The organism is Micromonospora sp. R311 (assembly GCF_056780015.1).
On the sequence record NZ_JBSWCE010000010.1, the window covers coordinates 170,222 to 193,862 of the forward strand.

General features: G+C 73.3%; 21 protein-coding genes. 10 read left to right on the forward strand and 11 right to left on the reverse strand.

Annotated elements, in window-relative coordinates:
* Window positions 1-61 precede the first annotated feature (61 nt).
* The 5 genes from AC1WTP_RS11290 (at window position 62) to AC1WTP_RS11310 (ending at window position 6,724) form a co-directional block, all read left to right on the forward strand.
* Window positions 62-976, forward strand: a complete 915-nt coding sequence (locus AC1WTP_RS11290; RefSeq protein ID WP_481649162.1) for a RecB family exonuclease — start codon at window positions 62-64, stop codon at window positions 974-976.
* A 119-nt stretch (window positions 977-1,095) separates the two neighbouring features.
* A complete protein-coding gene (locus AC1WTP_RS11295; RefSeq protein ID WP_481649163.1) occupies window positions 1,096-2,289 on the forward strand; it encodes a sensor histidine kinase in 1,194 nt (397 codons plus the stop codon).
* 84 nt (window positions 2,290-2,373) lie between these two features.
* Window positions 2,374-3,060: a response regulator gene (locus AC1WTP_RS11300; protein ID WP_481649164.1), complete on the forward strand. Its 687-nt coding sequence runs from the start codon at window positions 2,374-2,376 to the stop codon at window positions 3,058-3,060.
* Window positions 3,061-3,404: 344 nt separating this feature from the next.
* The gene (locus AC1WTP_RS11305; protein WP_481649165.1) at window positions 3,405-4,175 is read left to right on the forward strand and encodes an ABC transporter ATP-binding protein; all 771 of its coding nucleotides are present in this window, start codon (window positions 3,405-3,407) and stop codon (window positions 4,173-4,175) included.
* A complete protein-coding gene (locus AC1WTP_RS11310; protein ID WP_481649166.1) occupies window positions 4,175-6,724 on the forward strand; it encodes an ABC transporter permease in 2,550 nt (849 codons plus the stop codon). Before AC1WTP_RS11305 ends, AC1WTP_RS11310 begins: the two co-directional genes overlap by 1 nt.
* Before the next feature lie 49 nt (window positions 6,725-6,773).
* On the opposite strand, the gene AC1WTP_RS11315 is transcribed toward AC1WTP_RS11310, so the two are convergent.
* From AC1WTP_RS11315 to AC1WTP_RS11335, 5 genes are all read right to left on the reverse strand, one after another.
* Window positions 6,774-7,460 carry an HAD family hydrolase gene (locus AC1WTP_RS11315; RefSeq protein ID WP_481649167.1) on the reverse strand — a complete coding sequence of 229 codons (687 nt, stop codon included), beginning with the start codon at window positions 7,458-7,460 and terminating at the stop codon, window positions 6,774-6,776.
* 341 nt (window positions 7,461-7,801) lie between these two features.
* Window positions 7,802-8,551: a neutral zinc metallopeptidase gene (locus tag AC1WTP_RS11320; RefSeq protein ID WP_481649168.1), complete on the reverse strand. Its 750-nt coding sequence runs from the start codon at window positions 8,549-8,551 to the stop codon at window positions 7,802-7,804.
* 95 nt (window positions 8,552-8,646) lie between these two features.
* Window positions 8,647-8,853: a hypothetical protein gene (locus AC1WTP_RS11325; RefSeq protein ID WP_481649169.1), complete on the reverse strand. Its 207-nt coding sequence runs from the start codon at window positions 8,851-8,853 to the stop codon at window positions 8,647-8,649.
* 150 nt (window positions 8,854-9,003) lie between these two features.
* Complete coding sequence (locus tag AC1WTP_RS11330; RefSeq protein WP_481649170.1) at window positions 9,004-9,213, reverse strand: hypothetical protein; 210 nt, start codon at window positions 9,211-9,213, stop codon at window positions 9,004-9,006.
* Window positions 9,214-9,294: 81 nt separating this feature from the next.
* The gene (locus AC1WTP_RS11335) at window positions 9,295-9,996 is read right to left on the reverse strand and encodes a DUF4760 domain-containing protein (protein ID WP_481649171.1); all 702 of its coding nucleotides are present in this window, start codon (window positions 9,994-9,996) and stop codon (window positions 9,295-9,297) included.
* Between the two features lie 175 nt (window positions 9,997-10,171).
* Between AC1WTP_RS11335 and AC1WTP_RS11340 the strand changes: the two genes are divergently transcribed.
* Both AC1WTP_RS11340 and AC1WTP_RS11345 read left to right on the forward strand, forming a co-directional pair.
* Window positions 10,172-10,573 carry a YciI family protein gene (locus AC1WTP_RS11340; RefSeq protein WP_481649172.1) on the forward strand — a complete coding sequence of 134 codons (402 nt, stop codon included), beginning with the start codon at window positions 10,172-10,174 and terminating at the stop codon, window positions 10,571-10,573.
* A gap of 7 nt (window positions 10,574-10,580) precedes the next feature.
* Window positions 10,581-11,819 (forward strand): RNA polymerase sigma factor, encoded by a 1,239-nt coding sequence (locus AC1WTP_RS11345; protein ID WP_481649173.1) that lies wholly within the window; start codon window positions 10,581-10,583, stop codon window positions 11,817-11,819.
* 27 nt (window positions 11,820-11,846) lie between these two features.
* Here the strand turns inward: AC1WTP_RS11345 and AC1WTP_RS11350 are convergent, their stop codons facing one another.
* Window positions 11,847-12,947, reverse strand: a complete 1,101-nt coding sequence (locus AC1WTP_RS11350) for a calcium:cation antiporter (protein ID WP_481649174.1) — start codon at window positions 12,945-12,947, stop codon at window positions 11,847-11,849.
* Window positions 12,948-13,120: 173 nt separating this feature from the next.
* Between AC1WTP_RS11350 and AC1WTP_RS11355 the strand changes: the two genes are divergently transcribed.
* Entirely contained in the window at window positions 13,121-13,414 is a 294-nt protein-coding gene (locus tag AC1WTP_RS11355; RefSeq protein WP_481649175.1) for a VOC family protein, read from the forward strand.
* Window positions 13,415-13,559: 145 nt separating this feature from the next.
* On the opposite strand, the gene metH is transcribed toward AC1WTP_RS11355, so the two are convergent.
* Entirely contained in the window at window positions 13,560-17,075 is a 3,516-nt protein-coding gene (gene metH / locus AC1WTP_RS11360) for a methionine synthase (protein WP_481649176.1), read from the reverse strand.
* A 261-nt stretch (window positions 17,076-17,336) separates the two neighbouring features.
* On the opposite strand from metH, the gene AC1WTP_RS11365 reads away from it, so the two are divergent.
* Together AC1WTP_RS11365 and AC1WTP_RS11370 are read left to right on the forward strand one after the other, a co-directional pair.
* Entirely contained in the window at window positions 17,337-18,206 is an 870-nt protein-coding gene (locus AC1WTP_RS11365; protein ID WP_447136599.1) for a PAC2 family protein, read from the forward strand.
* A 125-nt stretch (window positions 18,207-18,331) separates the two neighbouring features.
* Window positions 18,332-19,123 (forward strand): GntR family transcriptional regulator, encoded by a 792-nt coding sequence (locus AC1WTP_RS11370; RefSeq protein ID WP_481649177.1) that lies wholly within the window; start codon window positions 18,332-18,334, stop codon window positions 19,121-19,123.
* Between the two features lie 112 nt (window positions 19,124-19,235).
* On the opposite strand, the gene mshC is transcribed toward AC1WTP_RS11370, so the two are convergent.
* From mshC to AC1WTP_RS11390, 4 genes are all read right to left on the reverse strand, one after another.
* On the reverse strand, window positions 19,236-20,474 hold the full coding sequence (gene mshC, locus AC1WTP_RS11375; RefSeq protein ID WP_481649178.1) for a cysteine--1-D-myo-inosityl 2-amino-2-deoxy-alpha-D-glucopyranoside ligase: 1,239 nt from the start codon (window positions 20,472-20,474) through the stop codon (window positions 19,236-19,238).
* A 67-nt stretch (window positions 20,475-20,541) separates the two neighbouring features.
* A complete protein-coding gene (locus AC1WTP_RS11380) occupies window positions 20,542-21,360 on the reverse strand; it encodes an SCO1664 family protein (RefSeq protein ID WP_481649179.1) in 819 nt (272 codons plus the stop codon).
* Window positions 21,357-21,935, reverse strand: coding sequence for a DUF3090 domain-containing protein (locus tag AC1WTP_RS11385; protein WP_447136595.1), 579 nt, complete (start codon window positions 21,933-21,935; stop codon window positions 21,357-21,359). Before AC1WTP_RS11385 ends, AC1WTP_RS11380 begins: the two co-directional genes overlap by 4 nt.
* A 120-nt stretch (window positions 21,936-22,055) precedes the next feature.
* Window positions 22,056-22,769 (reverse strand): histidine phosphatase family protein, encoded by a 714-nt coding sequence (locus AC1WTP_RS11390; protein WP_481649180.1) that lies wholly within the window; start codon window positions 22,767-22,769, stop codon window positions 22,056-22,058.
* Window positions 22,770-23,641: the final 872 nt, after the last annotated feature.

Below are 23,641 nucleotides of genomic sequence, written 5' to 3' on the forward strand. Positions count from 1 at the left end.
GTCGCGGCGCGCGGGGCGGCGGGGCGTGGTGCTGTCACACCGGTGCCCTAACCTTCCGGGCATGACGGCGGAACCGGTGATCACCCAGCAGCCCGTGGCCCCGGCGGAGGTGCCGGCGACGGTGCGGGCCTCGCTGTCACCGTCGCGGGCGGCGGATTTCAAGACCTGCCCGCTGCTCTACCGCTTCCGCAGCATCGACCGGCTGCCCGAGCGGCCCACGGTCGAGCAGGCCCGGGGCACCCTGGTGCACGCGGTGCTGGAGCGGCTGTTCGACCTGCCGGCCGACGGCCGCACCCCGGCCGCCGCCGGTGACCTGGTGGCCCCCCAGTGGGACCGGCTGGTCACCGAGCAGCCGGAGTTGGCGGGGCTGTTCGCCGAGGGCGACGAGCAGGCCGTGGCCGGGTTCCTCCGCTCCGCCACCGCCCTGCTCGACGGCTACTTCGCCGTCGAGGATCCACGCCGGCTGGAGCCGGCCGAGCGGGAGAGCCTGATCTCCGCGGTGGTCGACGACGAGCTGCTCATCCGGGGCTACCTCGACCGGCTCGACGTCGCGCCCGACGGCGCGCTGCGGGTGGTCGACTACAAGACCGGCGGCGCGCCACGGGAGGCGTTCGAGGCCCGGGCGCTGTTCCAGCTGAAGTTCTACGCGCTGGTGCTGTGGCGCACCCGCGGCGTGGTGCCCCGGGTGCTCCGGCTGCTCTACCTCAAGGACGCGGAGGTCTGCGACTACGCGCCGGACGCCGACGAGCTGGTCCGCTTCGAGCGCACGGTGGTGGCGCTGTGGCGGGCGATCGAGCAGGCCACCGCCGGGCAGGATTTCCGCCCCCGGCCGAGCCGGCTCTGCGACTGGTGCAGCCACCAGGCGCTCTGCCCGAGCTACGGGGGCACCCCGCCGCCGTTCCCCACCGCGGTGTCCGCGCCCGATCCGCTACGCGACGCCCGGTCCCGGCCGACGCCCCCCGGCGCCGACGAGTGACCACCGGTCGGCGCGCCGCCGCCCCTGAGGCGGGGGCGGGTCGTCTCCTCCGCAGGGAGGAGGGCGGCTCACCGCCGGCGACGATCTTTCCGGCGGGTCGCGACGGCTAGCGTTCCGGTATGACGTCAGGCCCGAGGGAGTGGTCGCGCCGGCACCCGCTGGTCGCCGACGCGCTGCTCGCCGCCGGGCTGGTCGCGGCGGAGGCGCTGTTCACCCTGCTCACCCCGCGCGAGCTGTGGCCCCGGCCGCTGCCGGCGGCGCTGGGCTGGAGCGCGCTCTGCGCGGCGCCGGCGGCGCTGCGCCGGGTGGCGCCGTGGCCGGCGGTGGGCGCGGCGGTGGCCACGCTGGTCCTGCCCGCGCTGCTCGACGTCGGGCCGAGCACGCAGGGGCTGGCCTTCGTCGTGCTCACCTACTCGATCGCCGCGCGGCGCGCGGTACGGGAGGCGGTCGCCGCCGCGGTGCTGCTGTGGCTGCCCGTGACGGTGGTGAGCGCGTTGTCCCCGCCGGCCGGCGTGCTCGAGGTCTCCCCCGCCTCCCTGGTGTTGAACAACCTGCTGGTCGGGGCCGTGGCGTTCTCGGTGGGCCGCACGGTGCACGCCCGGCGGACGTCGACCGAGGCGTTGCGCGAGCGCGCCCGGGTGGCCGAGGAGAACCAGCGGGCCCTGGCCGAGCAGGCCGTCGCCGACGAGCGCCGGCGGATCGCCCGGGAACTGCACGACGTGGTCGCCCACCACGTCAGCGTGATGGGGGTGCTGGCCACCGGGGCGCGCCGGGTGCTGCGGCGGGACCCGGACGCGGCGGACGAGGCGGTCGCCACCATCGAGGAGACCGGCCGGGCCACCCTGCGGGAGCTGCGCCGGCTGCTGGACGTGCTGCGCACCGACGCCGAGCCGGCGGCCGACCTGGCCCCGCAGCCGGGGCTGGCCGGCATCGGGGCGCTCGTCGACCAGGTACGCGAGGCGGGCCTGCCGGTCACCCTGCGGGTGGAGGGCACCCCCGGGGCGATGGAGCAGGGGGTGGCGCTGACGCTGTACCGGATCGCGCAGGAGGCGCTGACCAACGCGCTCAAGCACGCCGGGGCGGCGACCGCGCAGGTGCGGCTGGGCTTCGGCGCCGACGCCGTCGAGGTGGAGGTGACCGACACCGGGCGCGGGCCGCACCCCGGAACCGACCGGATCGGGCACGGACTGGTCGGGATGCGGGAGCGGGTCGGCCTCTACGGTGGGGTCCTGCGCATCGGGGCGCGCCCCGGCGGCGGCTTCCGGGTGTACGCGAGGATTCCGGTGGAGCCGGCGGGCACCCGTCCGGCGTGACCGCTCGGCGGCAGCCGGGGGGACGCGCCGGTCAGGCCGGCCGGCAGCGGGGGACAGTCAGCAGAGCGGGAGCAGGGAGAGCGGATGACCGACCCGACGGCACCGGCGCGGCCGGTGCGGATCCTGCTCGCCGACGACCAGCCGCTGCTGCGCACCGGGTTCCGGATGGTGCTCGGCGCGGAGAACGACCTGGACATCGTCGCCGAGGCGGGCGACGGGGTGGAGGCGGTGGAGCTGTCCCGGCGGCTGCTGCCGGACGTGGTGCTGATGGACATCCGGATGCCCCGGATGGACGGGGTCGCCGCGACCCGGACCATCGTCGAGGCCCGCCTGCCGGTGCGGGTGCTGATCCTGACCACCTTCGACCTCGACGAGTACGTGGTGGGGGCGCTGCGGGCCGGGGCGAGCGGCTTCCTGGCCAAGGACGTGCCCGCCGACGACCTGGTCACCGCGATCCGGACGGTGGCCGCCGGGGACGCGGTGGTCGGCCCGCGGATCCTCAGGCGGCTGCTGGACCGCTTCGCCGACGTGCTGCCGGACCCGGCGGCGACCCCGCCGAGGACGCTGGACGCGCTCACCGAACGGGAGCGGGAGGTGCTGGTGCACGTCGCCCGGGGCCTGTCCAACGCCGAGATCGCCCGGGCGTTGTCGGTGAGCGAGACCACGATCAAGACCCATGTCGGGCACGTGCTGACCAAGCTGGGGCTGCGCGACCGGGTGCAGGCGGTGGTGCTGGCGTACGAGTCGGGACTGGTCCGCCCCCGGGCGTAGCGCGTCCCCGTCGGGCTACCGCCCGGGGCGTACCCGGGGATCCGCCCGCGGGGCGACGGCGCGGTTGTCCTGGTCACCTACCGTGACGGAAGACGGCGCGGCGCGGTTGACCCTGACGCGGCGTCAGTATGCAGGATCGGTCCCGGTCGGCGGAAACACAGGTCGACCGGCCGCCGGCTCAGGGGCAACCCTGAGTCGGCGATGGGGGGCACCCGCAGCGCGAAATCCGCCCCGGTTCCCCCCGGAGTCGGACGGATCGGCGCCGGGGAGCACAGATGATGGGGACTGCCGTGCCGGACCAGCGGGGGCGGCGCGGATCGAATTCAGAGGAAGAGGTGCATGACGTGACCGCAGCGGTAGGCCAGCAGGCGCAGGCCGCGGCCCGGGCGAACGACGTGTGGAAGGTGTACGGCAGCGGTGAGGCGCAGGTCGTCGCGCTGCGGGGGGTCAGCGCGGAGTTCGAACGGGGCCGGTTCACGGCGATCATGGGGCCGTCCGGGTCGGGCAAGTCGACGTTGATGCACTGCCTGGCCGGGCTGGACTCGGTGACCCGGGGCACCGTGTCGATCGGCGACACCACGGTCACCGGCCTGGGCGACTCGGGGCTGACGAAGCTGCGCCGCGACAAGGTGGGCTTCATCTTCCAGCAGTTCAACCTGCTGCCGACGCTGACCGCGAAGGAGAACATCCTGCTGCCGCTGTCGATCGCCGGCCGCAAGCCCGACCCGGCCTGGTACGACACGGTGATCGCCACGGTGGGCCTGCGGGACCGGCTGAACCACCGGCCGGCGCAGCTCTCCGGCGGCCAGCAGCAGCGGGTGGCGTGCGCGCGTGCGCTGGTCTCCCGGCCCGAGGTGATCTTCGCCGACGAGCCGACCGGCAACCTGGACTCGCGCTCCGGCGCCGAGGTGCTGAACTTCCTGCGCAACTCGGTACGCGAGCACGGGCAGACCATCGTGATGGTCACCCACGACCCGACCGCCGCCGCGTACGCCGACCGGGTGGTCTTCCTCGCCGACGGGCAGATCGTCTCCGAACTGATCGAGCCGACCGCCGAGACGGTGCTGGACACCATGAAGAAGCTGGACACGCACGCCGCCGAGGTGGGCAACTGATGTTCCGGGCGACACTGAAGAGCCTGCTGGCCCGCAAGGTCCGGCTCATTCTGTCCGGCCTGGCGGTGGTGCTCGGGGTCATGTTCGTCTCGGGCGCGTTCGTGCTCACCGACACCCTGGGCCGCTCGTTCGACGCGATCTTCGCGGACGCGTACGAGGGGGTGGACGTCAACGTCGCCGCCAAGCCGAAGATCGCGCTCGGCGAGACCGAGGGTGAGCAGGTCTCCCCGCCATTCCCGGCGGCCACGCTCGACAAGGTCAAGGCGGTGCCCGGGGTGGCCGAGGCCACCGGGGTGGTCGCCGCCGACGGGGCACGGCTGATCGGCAGCAACGGCAAGGTGGTGACCTCCTTCGGCCCGCCGCAGCTGGGTGAGAACTGGACCGGTGAGAACGACCTGGTGCAGCTGCGCGAGGGGCGGGGGCCGCAGGCCGCCGACGAGATCGTGGTCAACAAGGCGCTCGCGACGGCCGGCAAGGTGAAGGTCGGCGACCGGGTCGGCGTGCTGACCCTGGAGCCGAAGCGCGAGTTCACCATCGTCGGCGTCTTCGGCTACAGCGGTGGCCGGGACTCGATCGGCGGCGCCAACGAGATCATGTTCACCACGCCGGTCGCGCAGCAGCTGATGCTCGGCGCCCCGGACACCTACAACAGCGTGTCGGTCAAGGCCGCCGACGGGGTGTCCGACGAGTCGCTGCGCGACGCGGTGGCCGCCGCGGTGGGCGACGGGTACGAGGTGAAGACCGGCGAGCAGCTCTCCGCCGACGCGGCGGCCGGGCTGAAGGAGGCGCTGACCTTCTTCAACCGGATCCTGCTCGGCTTCGCCGCGGTGGCGCTGCTGGTGGGCACCTTCCTGATCCTGAACACCTTCTCGATCATCGTGGCCCAGCGCACCCGCGAGCTGGCGCTGATGCGCGCCATCGGGGCCAGCGGCAAGCAGATCATCGGGTCGGTGGTGCTGGAGGCCGTCGCGGTGGGCCTGATCGCCTCGGTGCTCGGTCTCGGCGCCGGCATCGGCATCGGCGCGCTGCTGGCGTACCTGTTCAGCACCTTCGCCGGCGGGCTGACCCTGGCCGGGCTCGGCGTGCCGTCGTCCGCCGTGATCGGCGCGTTCTCCGTCGGCCTGGTGATCACCGTGGTGGCGGCGCTGCTGCCGGCGCTGCGGGCGTCCCGGATCCCGCCGATCGCGGCGATGCAGGACGTGGCGACGCCGGACCGCCCGCTAACCAAGATCACCGTGGCCGGTGGTGTCGTCACCGCGATCGGCGCCACGCTGCTGGCCCTGGGGTTGACCGGCAACGCCGGGGACAACACCCTGGCCACCATCCTCGGTGGGGTGCTCTTCGCCTTCATCGGCGTGGCGCTGCTGACCCCGCTGATCAGCCGGCCGGTGGTGAGCCTGCTAGGCGCGATCTTCGCCTGGTCGGTGCCGGGCAAGCTGGGTCGGCTCAACTCCGGGCGCAACCCGCGGCGTACCGCCATCACCGCCGCCGCGCTGATGGTGGGCATCGCCCTGGTCACCGGCGTGACGGTGATCCTGGACTCGGCGAAGAGCAGCATCAGCGGCCTGGCCCAGGACACCATCAAGGCCGAGCTGGTGATCTCCGGGGTGCAGAGCGGCCCGCGGCCGCCGAGCTTCGACCCGGCGGTGCTGGAGAAGGCGGCGGCGATCCCCGGCGTACGCCTGGTCGACGGCGAGTACGGCGACATGGCGCTGGTCGGCGGCGAGCGGACCTGGGTGGCGGCGAGCAGCGACGTGGCCGCGCTGCGGCAGATCTTCGGGGCCACCCCCACCGCCGGTGACATCGACCGGCTCGCGCCGGACCAGATGCTGGTCAGCTCGGACACCGCGAAGTCGCGGGGGCTCTCCGTCGGCTCCCAGGTGCCGGTGCAGCTGGCCCGCGGCGAGGCGCGCACCTACACCGTGAGCGGCATCTACGCCAGCTCGCAGCTGACCAACCCGGTGCTGCTGCCGCCGGCGGCGGCGCGCGAGTTCAGCATCCCGCAGCCGATCCAGGGCTTCATCCAGCTGACCCCCGGCACCTCGGTGGCCTCGGTGCAGCCGCAGGTCGAGGCGCTGCTGGCCGACTCGCCCGAGGTGTCGGTGGCCGACCGGGACGCGTTCATCGAGCAGCAGGCCGGTCAGCTGGACGGGCTGCTCACGATGATCCAGATCCTGCTGGCGCTGGCCATCGTGATCGCCGTGCTCGGCATCATCAACACCCTGGCGCTGTCGGTGCTGGAGCGCACCCGGGAGCTGGGGCTGCTGCGGGCCATCGGGCTGCGCCGGGCGCAGACCATGCGGATGATCACGGTGGAGGCGGTGGTGATCTCGGTGTTCGGCGCGCTGCTCGGCGTGGCGGTCGGCAGCGGGCTCGGCGCCGCGGTGGTCGAGGCGCTGAAGGACGAGGGAATCACGGACCTGGTGCTGCCCTGGTCGCAGATGGGGATCTTCCTCGGCCTGGCCGCGATCGTCGGGGTGATCGCCGCGGTGCTGCCGGCGGTCCGGGCCGCCCGGATCAACGTGCTGGGCGCCATCGCCCACGACTGAGGTCCCCCGCGGTGAGAAGGGGCCCGCCGACCGGCGGGCCCCTTCTCCGTCATCCGGTCGGGGCTTCGCCGAGCAGGGCGGACAGCAGCTCCAGGTCCGCGTCGGTGAGGCTCTCCAGCTGGTGTACGCCGTCCATCGCGGCGATCGGCACCTCGGCCGGCACGGCCAGCACCGCCGCCCCGGCGGCGAGCGCGCTGGCCACCCCGGTCGGCGAGTCTTCGATGGCCACGCAACGGGCGATCGGCACGTCGAGCAGCCGGGCGGCGGTCAGGTACGGCTCGGGGTGCGGCTTGGTGGCGTCCACCTCGTCACCGCAGACCACCGCATCGAAACTGTCCCGGCCGAGGGTGTCCAGCGCGATCTCCACCAGCGGCCGGCCGCTGGAGGTGACCAGGGCGGTGGCGATGCCCGCCGCCCGGACCGCCCGCAGCAGGTTCAGCGCGCCGGGACGCCAGCGCAGCCCGGTGCGGAACAGTTCCAGGATCCGGGCGTCGATCCACGCCGCGCTGGCCTGCAGGTCGCGCTCCGGCTGGCCCAGGTCGTCGTGCAGGATCCGCATCGACTCCGCCATGCTGGTGCCGACCATCGCCTTGCGGGCGGCGTCGGAGAGCGTGCCGCCGTACTCGGCGGCCAGTTCGTGCAACGCGACGTCCCACAGCTTCTCGCTGTCGACCAGGGTGCCGTCCATGTCGAAGAGGGCGGCGGCGGGATGGGGACTGCGCGGCGAGTCGGTCACGCCCGGATCCTCTCAACCGGGGCGCGGGCGGCCCGCCGGAGGTGCCGTCGAGTGACCTGCCCGACCACCGGCGCCCGCCGGGCGCGCTCGGGGGCGGGCTCGCCGGGGTCGTGCCGGTGGCCGCCGGCCACGACGTGTCGTCGGCACCCCGCCGCACTCGCCGCCGACCGTGATACCCCTGAGTCATCACTATGCCTCAGCGGTATCACGCCGGGCACGTGGCCAGGCGGGCCCCGGTGGGCTCTTCATCGGGCGGCCTTGCGCCGGGGTTTCCAGCTGGGGCGCTGCCGGCCGCCGTCGCGGCGCGCCCGGGTTCCCGGAGGTCCCCGATGCGCGCCGGATCAGCGCAGGTCGCAGGCGGCCAGGGACCGCTCGTAGCCGCGGAAGAACGACTCGGTGCGCTGCTCGGCGGTGCCGTGCGAACCCTCGGCGAACCACGGCTGGTCGGGGTCGTCGCCGACGGCGAGCAGCCCGTCGCGGAACTCGTCCAGGTCACCCTCGTCGAGGGTCAGCGCCTTGGCGCGCACCGAGTCCCCCAGGTACGCCCCGGCCATGCAGTCGGCCTGCAGCTCCTGCTGGATGGTGAAGCTGTAGCGGATGCCGAGGCGGACCTGGATGGCGTGTGCGTACTCGTGGCCGAGCAGATAGAACACGAACGCGTCGCCGACCTGGCGGAACGCCCCCACCGACCAGCGGACGTCGTAGGCGATGAAGTCGCCGGCCGAGCAGTAGACCGCGTTGTTGCGGGGGATCTCCTGCCCGCCGCAGGTCACCTCGCCGGAACGCTGGTACGGGATGATCCGCCGGACCGGCCGGAACTGCTGCCCCGAGGCCCGGAACTGCTCGGCCCAGTAGCGTTCGGCGATGCTCTGCGCGTCGCGGACGTCCTGCTGGAACTCCTCGACGCTGGTGGTGCCGTCCGCCCGGGTCTGCTCCGCCCCGGGCGAGGCCGACGCGCCGGGACGCTGCGGCGCGGGCTCGCCACCGTCCGGTTCGGACACACCGCCGACGAAACAGCCGGCGCTCGCCACCAGTGCCACCACCAGCCCGGCCAGCGGCCCGCGCGGCCACCGGTGCGAACGTGCCGTCACAGTGCCCCTCCCGGCGTCGGCGATGCCCGTGCAGTACCCCGACGGCACATCCGTCATGCCCTCGCCGTGATCTACGGCGCGCGCCCGGCTCCGGTTCAGTGCGGGTGGTTGCCCCGCTGGACGACGTGGGACTGTGTCCGGTAGCGCTGCGCCGCATGCCGCTCCTGGACGATCCGTGCCTGCCCGGCGGCGGCGGTGTCGTCGGGGGAACTGAGTCGCCGGCGGTCCCGCCAGCCCACGTATCCGAACGCTCCCGCCGCAGCGAGCGCCATGATGCTGAGCAACACCCACCAGGCCGTCATGTTCCGATGGTAGGGACGTCGAGCAAGGACTTCCCGGCGTGGGTTCAGGGGTCAGGGCCGCGACCGGCCGAGCCGTGCTGGCCGCCGCGACCGCCGCAGGATGGCGCGGCCGGTGCCGGTCCACCGGCTGGCGGTGGCCGGGCCGTCCGGTCAGCCGGACGAGTCGTTTCGCCCCAGGTAGATCTCGCCCTGCGAAGCGTGCAGGTCAACCGCGTGCCGCTCCTGAACGAGGCGGGCGGCACGGTCGGCGGCCGTGTCGTCGGGGGAGCTGAGCCGGCTACGGTCCCGCCATCCGATGTATCCGAAGACGGCCAGGACGAGAGCCAGGACGATCCAGACCGATACCCATACCATCGTCATCCTTCGACGGTAACGGCCGGATGCACCTTGCCGGTCAGCTCGGTGCCGCGCACTTCCGGGCAGGCGTCGACCGCCCGTCGGTTACCTCTCCTCCGCCGGCCGTCCGTCGGGGGCCGGGGCGGGTTCCGCACCCGGACCCCGCGGCGCCGCCGAGACGGCCTGCGACGGTATGCCGGCCGCGGCGGGCGAGCCCGTGGTGTTCGGCGACGAGGTGAACATCGCGGCGACCTCGGCCGGCTCGCGGCCCTCCCAGCCCTCGAAGTGCCAACGCTGCGGCATGCTGCGCACGGTCAGCTTCTCGCGCAGCTTCGACGGTGGCAGGTCGAGCGCGCGCCGGGCCAGATCCTCGAAGTACATGTGGTAGTTGGGATCGTTGCGCCGGACCCGCTCGTTGACGATGTACGGCGACAGCCGCGCCCACGACCGGAGGATGGATCCACCCATGGCACTGGTGGGCACCGTTTCGTCGATGACGTTGTTGGCGACCAGCAGCCCCACGGTGTTGAAGAAGCCGGCCACCGCGGTGACGTGGCGGCGGCCCTCGTCGGCCAACTCGGACGTCCCCGTCCCGGTCGGTGGATACTCCGCCCAGAGCCGATGCTGGAGATAGTCCAGATGCTCCTTGAACGCGGGATCGCGGAACTCCTTGAAGATGTCGACGATCACCGGCAGCAGGTTGTTGTGCCGCATCAGCTTCGCCTGACGCAGGGCCAGGACCGTCGACACGATCACCGCCACCAGGGAGAACGCCAGTGTCAGGACATTCATCACCTGGACGTCCACGCCGTTTCCATCCCCGCCCCGGTCCTCGTGGTCGAAGACTCGGATCGATGCTAGAGGTGACGCGCAATCGCCGCCGCCGGGGGGCGGGCGCGACAACGGTGTCCGGAAAGCCGTCGCGGCCCCGACGTCTCCGGTTGAGCGGCGCCGCGCGGCGCCGGACGAGGAGGATGGCGACATGAAGTACCTGATTCTGCTGTACGGCTCCCAGCAGGACTACGACGCGATGGCCGGGCGGTCCACCGGCAAGCCGGCCATGTCGGCCGAGGACGTGGCCGCGATGCACGCCCACATGGTGAAGGTCCACCAGGCGCTGGCCGAATCCGGTGAGCTGGTGGACGCGCGCGGGCTGGTCGCCCCGGTGCACGCCCGCCGGGTGCAGGTCAGCGGCGGTGTCCCGGTGGTCACCGACGGGCCGTACCCGGAGACTCAGGAGGTGCTGGCCGGCTACACCGTCGTGGAGTGCGACAGCTTCGACCGGGCCACCGAGATCGCGGCCGGCTTCGTCAACCCGGACGCCCCCGGCGAGTACGTGGACGTGCGACCGGTCGCCGAGGGCATCGCCGACCTGGACGGTTGAGCCGGCGGTGCCCGAGGAGACCGTCGAGGACCTGCTGCGCCGGCTGGCGCCGCAGGTCCTCGGCGCGCTCGTGCGTCGCTACGGCCACTTCGACGCCGCCGAGGACGCCACCCAGGAGGCGCTGATCGCGGCGGCCGGCTGGCCGCGCGACGGCGTACCGGAGAATCCCCGCGGCTGGCTGATCACCGTGGCGTCGCGCCGGCTGACCGACCTGCTGCGCAGCGAGCAGGCCCGGCGCCGGCGGGAGGACACGGTGGCCCGGTGGGTGCTGCCCGAGCAGCGGGTCGCCCCGGCCGCCGACCGCCCGCCGGCCGACACCGACGACACGCTCACCCTGCTGTTCCTGTGCTGCCATCCGGCGCTGTCGCCGGCCGCGCAGATCGCGCTCACCCTGCGCGCCGTCGGCGGGTTGAGCACCGCCGAGGTGGCCCGGGCGTTCCTGGTGCCGGAAGCCACGATGACCCGCCGGATCACCCGCGGCAAGCAGCGCATCCGCGACAGCGGCCTGCCCTTCGCCATGCCCGCCGGGGCCGAGCGCGCCGCGCGCCTCGCGGCCGTGCTGCACGTGCTCTACCTGATCTTCAACGAGGGGTACGCCAGCACCGCCGGCCCGGCCCTGCTGCGCGCCGACCTGTCGGCCGAGGCGATCCGGCTGACCCGCCTGCTGCACCGGCTGCTGCCGGACGACCCGGAGGTCGCCGGACTGCTGGCGTTGATGCTGCTCACCGACGCCCGGGCGCCGGCCCGGACCGGGCCGCACGGCGAGCTGGTGCCGCTGGCCGAGCAGGACCGCGGCCGGTGGGAGGCGGACCGGATCGCCGAGGGCGTCGCCCTGGTCACCGCCGCGCTCCCCCGAGGCCGGGTCGGCCCGTACCAGGTGCAGGCGGCGATCGCCGCGGTGCACGACGAGGCACCCAGCGCCGAGGCGACCGACTGGCCGCAGATCACCGTCCTGTACGAGGTGCTCCGGCAGATCGACGACAGCCCGGTGGTGGCGCTCAACCACGCGGTGGCGGTGGCCATGAGCCGGGGCGCGGCGGCCGGACTCGCCCTGGTCGAGGCGCTGGCCGACGACGGGCGGCTGGCCGGGAACCCCCGCCTGCCGGCCGTCCGGGCACACCTGCTGGAGCTACTCGGCGACCGCACCGCCGCCCGGGAGGCCTACCGGGCGGCAGCCGCGCGGTCGACCAACCTGGCGCAGCAGCGCTACCTGAACGCCCGCGTCGACCGCCTCGCCGGCGGCTGAGCCGCCGGGCGCGTGCGGTGGCGCGGATCAGGGGCTGGCGGCGAGGAAGACGAACGCGGCGAGCAGCACCAGGTGCACGCCCCCCTGCAACAGCGTGGCCCGACCCGGCACCACGGTCAGCACCCCGCTGACCACGGTCAGCGCGAGCAGGGTCATCTGGGTGCCGCCGAGGCCGAGCAGCAGCGGGCCCTCCAGCCAGACCATGGCCAGCGCGATCGCCGGGATGGTCAGACCGATGCTGGCCATCGCCGAGCCGAGGGCGAGGTTCAGACTGATCTGCACCCGGTCCCGCCGCGCCGCGCGGACCGCGGCGAGGGTCTCGGGCAGCAGCACCAACAGCGCGATCACCACGCCGACGAACGACGGTGGCAGGTTCGCCTTGACGACCGCGGACTCGATCGCCGGGGAGACCGACTTGGCGTCCCCGACCACCGCCACCAGCGCCACGAACAGCAGGCCGAGGCTGAGCAGCGCCTGGCGGGTCGACGGCGGCGCGGCGTGCCCGTCGCTCTCGATCACCGCGCCCTCGCTGGTGACCGGCAGGAAGTAGTCCCGGTGCCGGCCGGTCTGCACCAGGACGAACAGCCCGTAGAGCGCCAGCGAGGCCACCGCGGCGAAGGCCAGCTGCACCGGGCTGAACTGCGGGCCGGGTCGGCTGGTGGTGAAGGTCGGCACCACCAGGCTCAGCGTGGCGAGGGTGGCCACGGTGGCCAGTGCTCCGCCGGTGCCCTCCGAGTTGAACACCGCCACCCGGCGACGCAGCGCGGTGATCAGCAACGACAGGCCGAGGATCCCGTTGCAGGTGATCATCACGGCGGCGAAGACGGTGTCGCGTGCCAGCGACTGGGTCTTCTCCCCGCCGCTGATCATCAGTGTGACGATCAGGGCGACCTCGATGACGGTGACGGCCACCGCGAGCACCAGCGAGCCGAACGGCTCCCCCACCCGGTGCGCCACCACCTCGGCGTGGTGGACGGCGGCCAGCACCGCCCCGGCCAGGAACGCGGCCACCACCGCGACGAGCGGGCCGGACAGCTCCCGTCCCCAGGTCAGGGCCAGCAGCAGCACCGCCAGCAGCGGCACGGTCACGGTCCAGTCGGTCAGACGAGCGCGGAGTCCAGCGGCCATTCCCCAACCCTGCCAGGAAAGTCGATCATGTGACCACCACCTAGGGTCATTACCATCGCACGGACCGTCACACCGTGATGTACGCCCCCCACGGAGTACGGATGACGGCCTGGAAACCGGCATGATCCCTGTCGGTCCGCGAGACGTCGTCGAAGCATCGACCAGCACACGCCATGCTGCGGACTCCGGACGGCCACGGCCGAATCGAGCTGGCGATGTTCCGCACGCCCAAGGCGATCAGCGCCGAGCCGAAGGATGCACCGGCCAACACGCTGGGCATTCGGCGCATCATGTTCGCCGTCGACGACATCGAGGACGTCGTCGCCCGCCTGCGCACCCACGGCGCCGAACTCGTCGGCGAGCTGGCGCAGTACGAGGACAGCTGTCCGCTCTGCTACGTCCGCGGCCCGGAGGGCATCATCGTCGGACTGGCCGAACAGCTACACCCACCTGCTGCCCAACGGTGAGGACCACACCAGCTGGGCCATCGACAAGGCGTTCGGTGAGGTCCACGCCGACCACGGCCCGAACGCCGCGGTGACGGCCTGGAGACGGCATGATCATGGGTGAATGGCCCTCGCCGGGCGTGGAAGTGCAGGCCAGAGCGCCCGACTATTTGGCGTTGAAGTAGCTGGCCTCCGGGTGGTGCACCACGATCGCGTCGGTGGCCTGTTCCGGAATGAGCTGGAACTCCTCCGACAGCTGCACCCCGATCCGCTCGGCACCGAGCAGCTCGACCACCTTCGCCCGGTCCTCCAGGTCGGGGCAGGCCGGGTAGCCGAACGCGTACCGGCAACCCCGGTAGTCGGTGCGCAGCAGCCCGGCCAGGTCCGCCGGGTCGTCGTCGGCGACCGTACGGCCGCCCGGCAGCACCAGCTCGGCGCGGATCCGCCGGTGCCAGTACTCGGCGAGGGCCTCGGTGAGCTGCACGGACAGCCCGTGCACCTCCAGGTAGTCGCGGTACTCGTTGCGGGCGAACAGCTTCGCGGCGTACTCGCTGACCGGCTGGCCGACGGTGACCAGTTGCAGGGCCACCACGTCCAGCTGGTCGCCCCGAGGGCGGAAGAAGTCGGCCAGGCAGAGCCGCCGCTCCTGCCGCTGCCGGGGGAAGGAGAACCGGGCCCGCTCGGCGTGCCCGTTCTCGTCCAGCACCACCAGGTCGTTGCCCTCGGCGTAGGCGGGGAAGTAGCCGTAGACCACGGCCGCCTCCAGCACCTTGTCGGCGATCAGCCGGTCCAGCCAGTAGCGCAGCCGCGGCCGGCCCTCGGTCTCCACCAGCTCCTCATAGGACGGCCCCTTGCCGCCCCGGGCGCCGCGCAGGCCCCACTGCCCGAGGAAGGTGGCCCGCTCGTCGAGCAGCGCCGCGTAGTCGGCCAGCGGCACACCCTTGACCACCCGGGTGCCGAAGAACGGCGGGGCCGGCACCTCCGCGTCGGTCGCCACGTCCGAGCGGACCGAGGCGTCGTCCAGCTCCGGCAGGGACTCGTTGACGATGGCCCGCTGCCGCTCCCGGCGCGCCCGGCGGGCCGCCAGGGCCGCCTCCCGCTCGGCGTCGACGACCGGCGCCCCGCCCCGCTTGGCGGTCATCACCCGATCCATCAGGGACAGCCCCTCGAAGGCGTCCCGGGCGTAGTGCACCTGGCCGGGGAAGATCGACCGCAGGTCGTCCTCGACGTACGCCCGGGTCAGCGCGGCCCCGCCGAGCAGCACCGGCCAGCGCTCCGCGACCCCGCGCGACGCCATCTCGGCGAGGTTCTCCTTCATGATCACCGTGCTCTTGACCAGCAGCCCGGACATGCCGATGGCGTCGGCCCGGTGCTCCTCGGCGGCGTCGAGGATGGCGTTGATCGGCTGCTTGATGCCGATGTTCACCACCTCGTAGCCGTTGTTGGACAGGATGATGTCCACCAGGTTCTTGCCGATGTCGTGCACGTCGCCCTTGACCGTGGCGAGCACGATCCGGCCCTTCCCGCCGTCGTCGGCCTTCTCCATGTGCGGTTCCAGGTAGGCCACCGCGGTCTTCATCACCTCGGCGGACTGGAGCACGAACGGCAACTGCATCTGCCCGGAGCCGAACAGCTCGCCGACCACCTTCATCCCGTCCAGCAGGATGTCGTTGATGATCGACAGCGGCGTCCGGCCGCCGGCCATCGCGGCGTCCAGGTCGGCCTCCAGGCCGTTGCGCTCGCCGTCGATGATCCGCCGCTTGAGCCGCTCCTCCAGCGGCAGCGCGGCCAGTTCCTCCGCCCGGCCGGCGCGCGCCGAGGCGGCGTCCACGCCCTCGAAGATCTCGATGAACCGCTGCACCGGGTCGTAGCCCTCGCGTCGCCGGTCGTAGACCAGGTCGAGGGCGATCTCGCGCTGCTCGTCGGGGATCTTCGACATCGGCAGGATCTTGCTGGCGTGCACGATCGCCGAGGTCAGCCCGGCCTGCACGCACTCGTGCAGGAAGACCGAGTTGAGCACCTGCCGGGCCGCCGGGTTGAGTCCGAAGGAGACGTTCGAGATGCCCAGGGTGAAGTTGACCCCCGGCCAGCGGCGGGCGATCTCCCGGATCGCCTCGATGGTCTCGATGCCGTCGCGCCGGGTCTCCTCCTGGCCGGTGGCGATCGGGAAGGTCAGCGCGTCGATGAGGATGTCGGAGCGGCGCAGGCCCCAGCGACCGGTCAGGTCCTCGATCAGCCGCTCGGCGACGCGTACCTTCCACTCCTTGGTGCGGGCCTGACCCTCCTCGTCGATGAGCAGCGCGACCACCGCGGCGCCGTGCTCGGCGACCACCGGCATCACCCGGGCGTAGCGGGACCCGGGGCCGTCGCCGTCCTCGAAGTTGACCGAGTTGACCACGCACCGGCCACCGAGCATCTCCAGGCCCGCCTCGACGACCGCCGGCTCGGTGGAGTCCAGCATGATCGGCAGGGTGGACGCGGTGGCGAACCGGCCGGCCAACTCGCGCATGTCCGTCGTGCCGTCCCGGCCGACGTAGTCGACGCAGAGGTCCAGCAGGTGCGAGCCGTCCCGGGCCTGGCTGCGGGCGATCTCCACGCACGCCTGCCAGTCCGCGGCCAGCATCGCCTCGCGGAACGCCTTGGAGCCGTTGGCGTTGGTCCGCTCCCCCACCATCAGCACGCTGGCGTCCTGGGCGAACGGCACGTGGTGGTAGATCGAGGAGACGCCCGGGTCGTGGCGGGGCTCGCGGGGCCCGGGCCGGGCGCCGTGCAGCCGCTCGGCGACCACCCGGATGTGCTCCGGGGTGGTGCCGCAACAGCCGCCGACCAGCGAGACGCCGTACTCGACGACGAACCGCTCCAGCGCGTCGGCCAGCTCGACCGGGGTCAGCGGGTAGACCGCCCCGTCCGCGGTCAGCTGCGGCAGGCCGGCGTTCGGCATCACCGACAGCCGCACCCCGGCGTGCTGCGAGAGGTAGCGCAGGTGCTCGCTCATCTCCGCCGGGCCGGTGGCGCAGTTCAGCCCGATCAGGTCGACGCCGAGCGGCTCGATCGCGGTCACCGCCGCACCGATCTCGCTGCCGAGCAGCATGGTGCCGGTGGTCTCCACGGTGACGTGGCAGATGATCGGCACCGTCGACCCGATCTCGGCCATCGCCCGCTTCGCGCCGACCACCGCCGCCTTCACCTGGAGCAGGTCCTGGCAGGTCTCGATGATCAGCGCGTCCGCCCCGCCGGCGATCAGGCCGGCGGCGTTCTCCTGGTACGCGTCGCGCAGCGTGGCGTAGTCGGCGTGCCCGAGGGTGGGCAGCTTGGTGCCGGGCCCGATCGAGCCGAGCACGAACCGGGGCCGGTCGGGGGTGCTGAAGGCGTCGGCGGCCTCGCGGGCGATCCGGGCGCCGGACTCGGAGAACTCCCGGATCCGGTGGGCGATGTCGTACTCGCCGAGGTTGGCCAGGTTGGCGCCGAAGGTGTTCGTCTCGACGCAGTCCGCCCCGGCGGCCAGGTACGCCTCGTGCACGCCGCGGACCACGTCCGGCCGGGTCACGTTGAGGACCTCGTTGCAGCCCTCGTAGCCCTCGAAGTCGTCCAGGGTCAGGTCGGCCGCCTGCAGCATCGTCCCCATCGCGCCGTCGGCGATCAGGATCCGGTCTGCCAGTACGTCGAGCAACGAAGTTCGCACGCGTTCAGGTTAATGTGCCGGCTTCGGTCCCGTCGCGCCCCGTACCCCCGTCCCAGATACTGTCAGCGGGATCACCCCGTCCGATCTGGTGCGCTATGCCCGTTGCTTCCCGCGCGCGGACCGGCGCGGCCACCGGGCCGCCTCCCGCACCGGGACGTAGGCTGGCGACGTGAAGGACAACAGCAGCGCCCCCACGCCCGGCCGGCGTTACACCGGGCACGGTCCCGGCACCGTCCGAGACGAGCAGGGTGAGGTGACGGCGTGACCGAGTTCGACGGACTGCCGGTGCTGCGGTCCCCGGTGGCCATCGCCGCGTTCGAGGGCTGGAACGACGCCGCGGATGCGTCCACCGCCGCCGTCGAGCACCTGGAGCAGGTCTGGCACGCCCGGCAGGTCACCGAGCTTGACCCGGAGGACTTCTACGACTTCCAGGTCAGCCGGCCGACCATCACCATGGCCGAGGGCGAGACCCGCCAGGTGCAGTGGCCCACCACCCGGTTCATGGTGGCCAGCCCCGAGGGCACCGAGCGCGACGTGGTGCTGATCCGCGGCATCGAGCCGAGCATGCGCTGGCGCACCTTCTGCGAGCAGGTGCTGGAGATCTGCCACAGCCTCGAGGTCGAGCGGGTGGTGCTGCTCGGCGCGCTGCTGGCCGACGTGCCGTACACCCGGCCGTTGCCGATCAGCGGCAGCGCCTCCGACGCGCAGGCCGCCCAGCGCTACCAGCTCACCCCCACCCGCTACGACGGGCCGACCGGCATCGTCGGGGTGCTGCACGACGCCTGCACCCGGGCCGAGGTCGACGCCGTCTCGTTCTGGGTGCACGTCCCGCACTACGCCAACAACCCGCCCTGCCCGAAGGCCACCCTCGCCCTGCTGCACCGGGTCGAGGAGGTGCTCGACCTGCCGGTGCCGATGTCCGACCTGGCCGAGGAGGCCGCCGAGTGGGAGCAGCGGGTTCGCAGCGCCGCCGAGCAGGACGCCGAGCTGGGCGAGTACGTGCGGGAACTGGAGGAGCGGGTCGGCGACGCCGGCATCACGCCGCTCACCGGTGACGAGATCGCCCAGGAGTTCGAGAAGTACCTGCGCCGCCGCGGCGGCTCGGCCGGCCCGACCGCCGGCTCCTGGTAGTCCCCTCCCCCTGCCGTACCGGGCCCCGGACCTTCGTCCGGGGCCCGGTTTTCGGCGCGTCGCGGGTGGCGCGGTCACACCCTCTCGGGCATCCTAGGAACCTAGCTGTGATCGAGGAGGCGGGCATGCAGATCAATCCGGGCGCGGCCGAGTTCCCGCACCGGCAGATCGCCGCGCAGCTGAAGGCGCAGGTGCGCCGGGGTGACTGGGGGCCGGGCGAGCGGCTGCCGTCCATCCCGGCCATCGCCGAGATGTTCGGGGTGGCCAAGCAGACCGTCCAACGCGCCGTCGACCAGCTGCGGGTCGAGGGCATCCTGATCACCAAGCCCGGCTCCGGGACGTACGTCCGGGGCACCCGGCGGCGGCTCAACCGGCTCTCCCGCGGGCGGTACGGCGGCTTCCGCGGCTACCACACCGACCTGGCCGCCCGGTACCGGCAGCAACTCGTCTCGGTCGACCGCGCCGCCGCCCCGCCCGAGGTGGCCGACGCGTTCGGGGTGCCCGACGGCACCGAGCTGGTCTGCCGCCGGCACCTGGTGCGCACCGAGGACTCCCCGGTCGAGGTCGGCGCCTCCTGGTTCCTGCCCGCCGACGCCGCCGGCACCTCGCTGGAACGCGCCGAGGCGTACGGCCGGCCGCTCTACCAGGAGGCCGAGGAGGCCATCGGACGGCGGTACGTCTCGGCCACCGACACGATCAGCGCCCGCCAGCCCAGCCGGGAGGAGGCGGAGATCCTGCAGATCCGCCCGGACACCCCCGTGCTGCACCTGCTGCACGTCGCCTACGACGGCGCCCGCAAGCCGATCGAGGTCGCCCAGGCCACCTGGCCCGGCCCGGTCACCACCCTGACCGAGGAATACAAGATCCCCGCCCCCACCCCCGCCCCGGACCCCGACCCCGGCCTGACCCTCGCCTGACCCGCCCCGCCCCGGGGCCAGCCCCATTGATCATGAACCGCTCCACCTCGGCGCGTCGCGGCAACAACGTCGTGATCGACGGGCAGGGCGGCGCCCGGGGCGGCCCGTCAGGTCAGAGGCGGATGCCGAGGAGGGCGTCGAGGGTGTCGGCGAAGAGGGCGGGAGCGGCCGCGTCGATGTCCGTGCCGGCGAGCGCCGCCGCAGCCCACTCGTCGGCCAGCGCCAGCACGCCCGGGGTGTCCAGGTCGTCGGCGAGGCGGGCGCGTACGCCGGCCAGGAACGCCGCGCCGGACGGCCCGGCCGGCGCGGCGGCGGCCCGCCGCCAGCGGCCCAGCCGCTCCTGCGCGGCGATGAGCAGGTCGTCGGTCCAGGAGCGGTCGCTGCGGTAGTGCCCGGCCAGCAGCGCCAGCCGCACCGCCATCGGGTCGACCTGGTCGGCCCGCAGCCGGGAGACGAAGACCAGGTTGCCCCGGGACTTCGACATCTTCTCGCCGTTCAGACCGATCATGCCCGCGTGCGCGTAGTGCGCGGCGAACGGCGCCTCGCCGGTGAGCCGCTCGGCGTGCGCGGCGGAACACTCGTGGTGCGGGAAGAGCAGGTCGTTGCCGCCGCCCTGCACGTCGATCCGCTCGCCGAGCAGGTTCAACGCGATGACCGCGCACTCGATGTGCCAGCCCGGGCGGCCCGCGCCCAGCTCACCACCCGGCCAGGACGGCTCCCCCTCGCGGGCGCCCCGCCACAGCAGCGGGTCGAGCGGGTCGCGCTTGCCCTCGCGCTCCGGGTCGCCGCCGCGCTCCGGGAAGATCTCCAGCATCTGCTCGCGGGACAGGTTCGACTCGTAGCCGAACCGGGGCGCCGCCGCGATGTCGAAGTAGACGTCGCCGGTGCCGTCCTCCAGCCGGTACGCGGCGCCGTCCTTGAGCAGCATCAGGACCTTCTCGGCGATGTCCGGGATCGACTCGATCGCGCCCACGTAGTGCGCCGGCGGGATCATCCGCAGCGCCTCCATGTCCTCCCGGAACAGCGCGGTCTCCCGCATGGCGAGGACCTTCCAGTCCTCCCCGTCGCGGGCGGCCCGCTCCAGCAGCGGATCGTCGATGTCGGTCACGTTCTGCACGTAGCGCACGGTCAGCCCGGCGTCCCGCCACACCCGCTGGACCAGGTCGAACGTGATCATGGTGGCGGCGTGCCCGAGGTGGGTGGCGTCGTACGGGGTGATGCCGCAGACGTACATGGTGGCCGTGCCGGCCGGCTCGCTCGGGTGGACCCCCTGCCGCGCCGAGTCGAACAACGCCAGCGGCCCGCCCCTGCCGGGCAACCGCGGCACCTTGTGTCCCGCCCAAGACTCCATGATTGTCAGCCTATCCAGCGGTACGACGGCGCAGGACGAGCCCCGGGGTGATCATCACGACAGCCGGCTACATGGGCGGCCAGGGCACCGCCGGCCAGTCCTCCGGCGGCTGCGGGAACCGGCCACCGCCGCGCAGCCGGTCGATCCGGGCGGCCAGTTCGGCGATCTCGCCGATCGTCAGGTGGTCGGCCAGCTCGGCGCCGAGCGCCCCGGCGACCTGCCCGGCGAGCGCGTCGAGCATCTCCACCGCGTCGGCCGGCAACGGTCGGCCGGCCCAGCCCCAGAGCACCGTCCGCAGCTTCTCCTCGACATGGAAGCTCACCCCGTGGTCCACGCCGTAGATCCGGTCGCCCGGGCCGACCAGCACGTGGCCGCCCTTGCGGTCGGCGTTGTTGAGCACGGCGTCGAGCACCGCCAGCCGGGCCAGCCGCGGGTCGTCGGCGTGCGCCAGGGCGTACGGGGTGCCGTCGTCGTCACGGGCGGCGGCGATCGGGAACCAGCGCGGCGGCAGCGCGTCGGCCGGGACGAACCCGACCAGCGGCTCGGCGTCGGCCGGCTCGTCGATCCAGAGCTGGCACGACCCCGGCCCGAACGGGCCGTCGCGCAGCACCGTCGGTGGCACCAGGTCCCAGCCGGTGGCCCGGGAGACCAGGTAGGCGGCGACCTCCCGGCCGGCCAGCGTGCCGTCCGGGAAGTCCCAGAGCGGCCGTTCCCCCCGGACCGGCTTGTAGACGCAGCGGGCGGTCACCCCGTCGAGGGTCAGGATCCCGCGCAGGGTGGTGTTCGAGGCGTCCACCAGCCGGCCCTCGAGGTCGAGCTCACCGTCGCGGAGCAGCCGGAGCGCGGCGTCGCCGTCCTGGCGGGGTTGCAGGCCGGACGACGTCACCGGTGGTAACCGTTGTGCCGCGGGCAGAGGTGGCCCGCGGGGTCCAGCGGCTGGCCGCAGAGCGGGCAGGGCGGCCGGCCGGCGTTGACCACCCGCCGGGCCCGTTCGATGAACTGGCGGGTCGCCTCCGGGGTCAACCGCACCCGGAGCCGGTCGAGGTCGTCGTCGGGCTCGTCGTCGTCGGAGTCCTCGTCGTCGTCGGGCTCACCCAACTCGACCTCGGCCTCCGCCTCGCCGGCGGCGATCGCCTCGATCACCACGGTTGCGGTGTCCACGTCGAAGGCCAGCCCGAGGGTGCCGACCCGGAACTCCTCGTCGACCGGCGTGTCCAGCGGGTCGTTGTCGCCGACGGTGGCGACCGGCTCGGGCAACTCGACCCCGAACCGGCGCTGCGCCTCGGAGAGCAGCTCCTCCAGCTTCTCGGCCAGCAACGACACCTGGACCTTCTCCAGCGCGACGCTGACCAGCCGGCCACCGCCGCGCGCCTGGAGGAAGAACGTGCGGTCCCCCGGCGGCCCGACGGTCCCGGCGACGAACCGCTCCGGCGGCTCGAAGGCGTGCACCTGGTGGGTCATACCCACGACCCTATCCGGCGCGCCAAGGCGACGCGCACCCCACCGACACCCGAATCGCCACCGCGCCGGCGCCCCCGGCGTACCGGCCGGTCCGCCCTGCTCCGGTGGGTCGTGCCGGGGTCACCGGCCCGCCCCCGCACCGCCGCCGACCGCGGCGTCCGAGTCGGCCGCCCGGGTCGCCCGCCGGCGCCGCTTGCGCGGCGGCGGCACCAGGCCGGCCAGGTCGCCGCCGGTGTCGTTGAGCCGGAGCAGGAAGGGGCGCACCGGCGTGTAGCGGATCGCGGTCACCGACGCCGGGTCCGCCACGATCCGCTGAAAAAGATCGAGATGTACGCCGAGCGCGTCCGCCACGATGGCCTTGATCACGTCGCCGTGGCTGCAGGCCAGCCAGACCGCCTCCGGACCGTGCTCGGCGGTCACCCGGGCGTCCCAGGCCCGCACTGCCGCGACCGCGCGGGCCGCCATCGCCGCCATCGCCTCCCCCTCCGGGAAGACCGCCGCGCTGGGGTGCTGCTGGACGACCGGCCAGAGCGGCTCCTTGGCCAGCTTCTTCAGCGGCTGCCCCTCCCAGCTGCCGTAGCCACACTCGATCAGTCCCTCCTCCACCACCGGGGTCGCCCCGGGCAGCGCCAGTTCGAGGGTCTGCCGGCAGCGGATCAACGGGCTGGTCACCACCGCCGCCAGCGGCACCGGCCGGAGCCGTTCGCCGACCGCGCTGGCCTGGGCCCGGCCGGTGTCGTCGAGCTCGACCGGCTGGCGGCCGGCCAGCCCGCCGTCCGCGTTCGCGGTCGTCCGGCCGTGTCGCAGAAGCAGAAGGGTCGCCACGGTCACCACCCTAGGTCCTGCGGTGTGGGGCTTCCGCGCGGTCCGCGCCCCGCCTCCGGCCTGGTGCCGACCTGTCCGGCTCCGAGACGCGGGTGGGGTGGTGGCCGTGCCGGGTCGGTGGTCGGCTTGTGGTTGGGGTGGCCGTGCCGGGACGGTGGTCGGCTTGTGGCTGGGGTGGCCGTGCCGGGACGGTGGTCGGTTTGCGGTTGGGGTGGCCGTGCCGGGACGGTGATCGGTTGCGGTTGGGGGTGTGGCCCGCCGTGCCCGGCTCCGGGCGGTCAGGTCTACTCCCGTCAGCGTCGCCGGATGGGCGTGTCGTCACCAGGCGGCATGGTGTCTCTTGGCGGTGATACCTGAGAGGCATTTTGATGACTGTGAGGTATCCGCTCGTTCCGCTATGGCGCCTCCCGGAGGTCCATGCCGTCGGTCGCCCTGCTCGGTAATCGGGCACCGGCCCGAACCGGTGCGATTTCCTGGTGTCGTCTGTCGGGTGCTGGGGTGGGTGTCCGGTTAGTGGGTGTGACCGGCCGCATCCGGCTGGTGGAATCTCGGCCGGGTCGGGGGCGTTACATCATGCGGACGATCGAGCAAGAGCCCGCGCTGCCTGGACCGGTGCGTGGCCCGGGCCGCGGAATGATGGTGCCCGGCCGGTCGTTACATCCCCGGACGATCGCAGTAACGATCCCCCGCCGGCCCCGCCGGCTGAGGGTTGGCCCGGCGATCGCGGTAGCGGTCCCCCCGCCGCCAGCCGGTGAGGGTTGAGGCCCGGAATGATGGCGGGCTGCCGGTCGTTACACATGGTCCCGGCGCCGCAAGGGCACCCCCGCCCGCGAGCGTCGGATCTTTCCCCCAAGACTTTCGAGCGCCGGACGGTGCTTGCG

Coding starts and splice junctions, on each gene's coding strand:
- AC1WTP_RS11290 (WP_481649162.1), top strand. CDS start 62: ATGACGGCGGAACCGGTGATCACCCAGCAGCCCGTGGCCCCGGCGGAG.
- AC1WTP_RS11295 (WP_481649163.1), top strand. CDS start 1,096: ATGACGTCAGGCCCGAGGGAGTGGTCGCGCCGGCACCCGCTGGTCGCC.
- AC1WTP_RS11300 (WP_481649164.1), top strand. CDS start 2,374: ATGACCGACCCGACGGCACCGGCGCGGCCGGTGCGGATCCTGCTCGCC.
- AC1WTP_RS11310 (WP_481649166.1), top strand. CDS start 4,175: ATGTTCCGGGCGACACTGAAGAGCCTGCTGGCCCGCAAGGTCCGGCTC.
- AC1WTP_RS11325 (WP_481649169.1), bottom strand. CDS start 8,853: ATGACGGCCTGGTGGGTGTTGCTCAGCATCATGGCGCTCGCTGCGGCG.
- AC1WTP_RS11330 (WP_481649170.1), bottom strand. CDS start 9,213: ATGACGATGGTATGGGTATCGGTCTGGATCGTCCTGGCTCTCGTCCTG.
- AC1WTP_RS11340 (WP_481649172.1), top strand. CDS start 10,172: ATGAAGTACCTGATTCTGCTGTACGGCTCCCAGCAGGACTACGACGCG.
- AC1WTP_RS11350 (WP_481649174.1), bottom strand. CDS start 12,947: ATGGCCGCTGGACTCCGCGCTCGTCTGACCGACTGGACCGTGACCGTG.
- AC1WTP_RS11355 (WP_481649175.1), top strand. CDS start 13,121: ATGCTGCGGACTCCGGACGGCCACGGCCGAATCGAGCTGGCGATGTTC.
- AC1WTP_RS11370 (WP_481649177.1), top strand. CDS start 18,332: ATGCAGATCAATCCGGGCGCGGCCGAGTTCCCGCACCGGCAGATCGCC.
- mshC (WP_481649178.1), bottom strand. CDS start 20,474: ATGGAGTCTTGGGCGGGACACAAGGTGCCGCGGTTGCCCGGCAGGGGC.
- AC1WTP_RS11385 (WP_447136595.1), bottom strand. CDS start 21,935: ATGACCCACCAGGTGCACGCCTTCGAGCCGCCGGAGCGGTTCGTCGCC.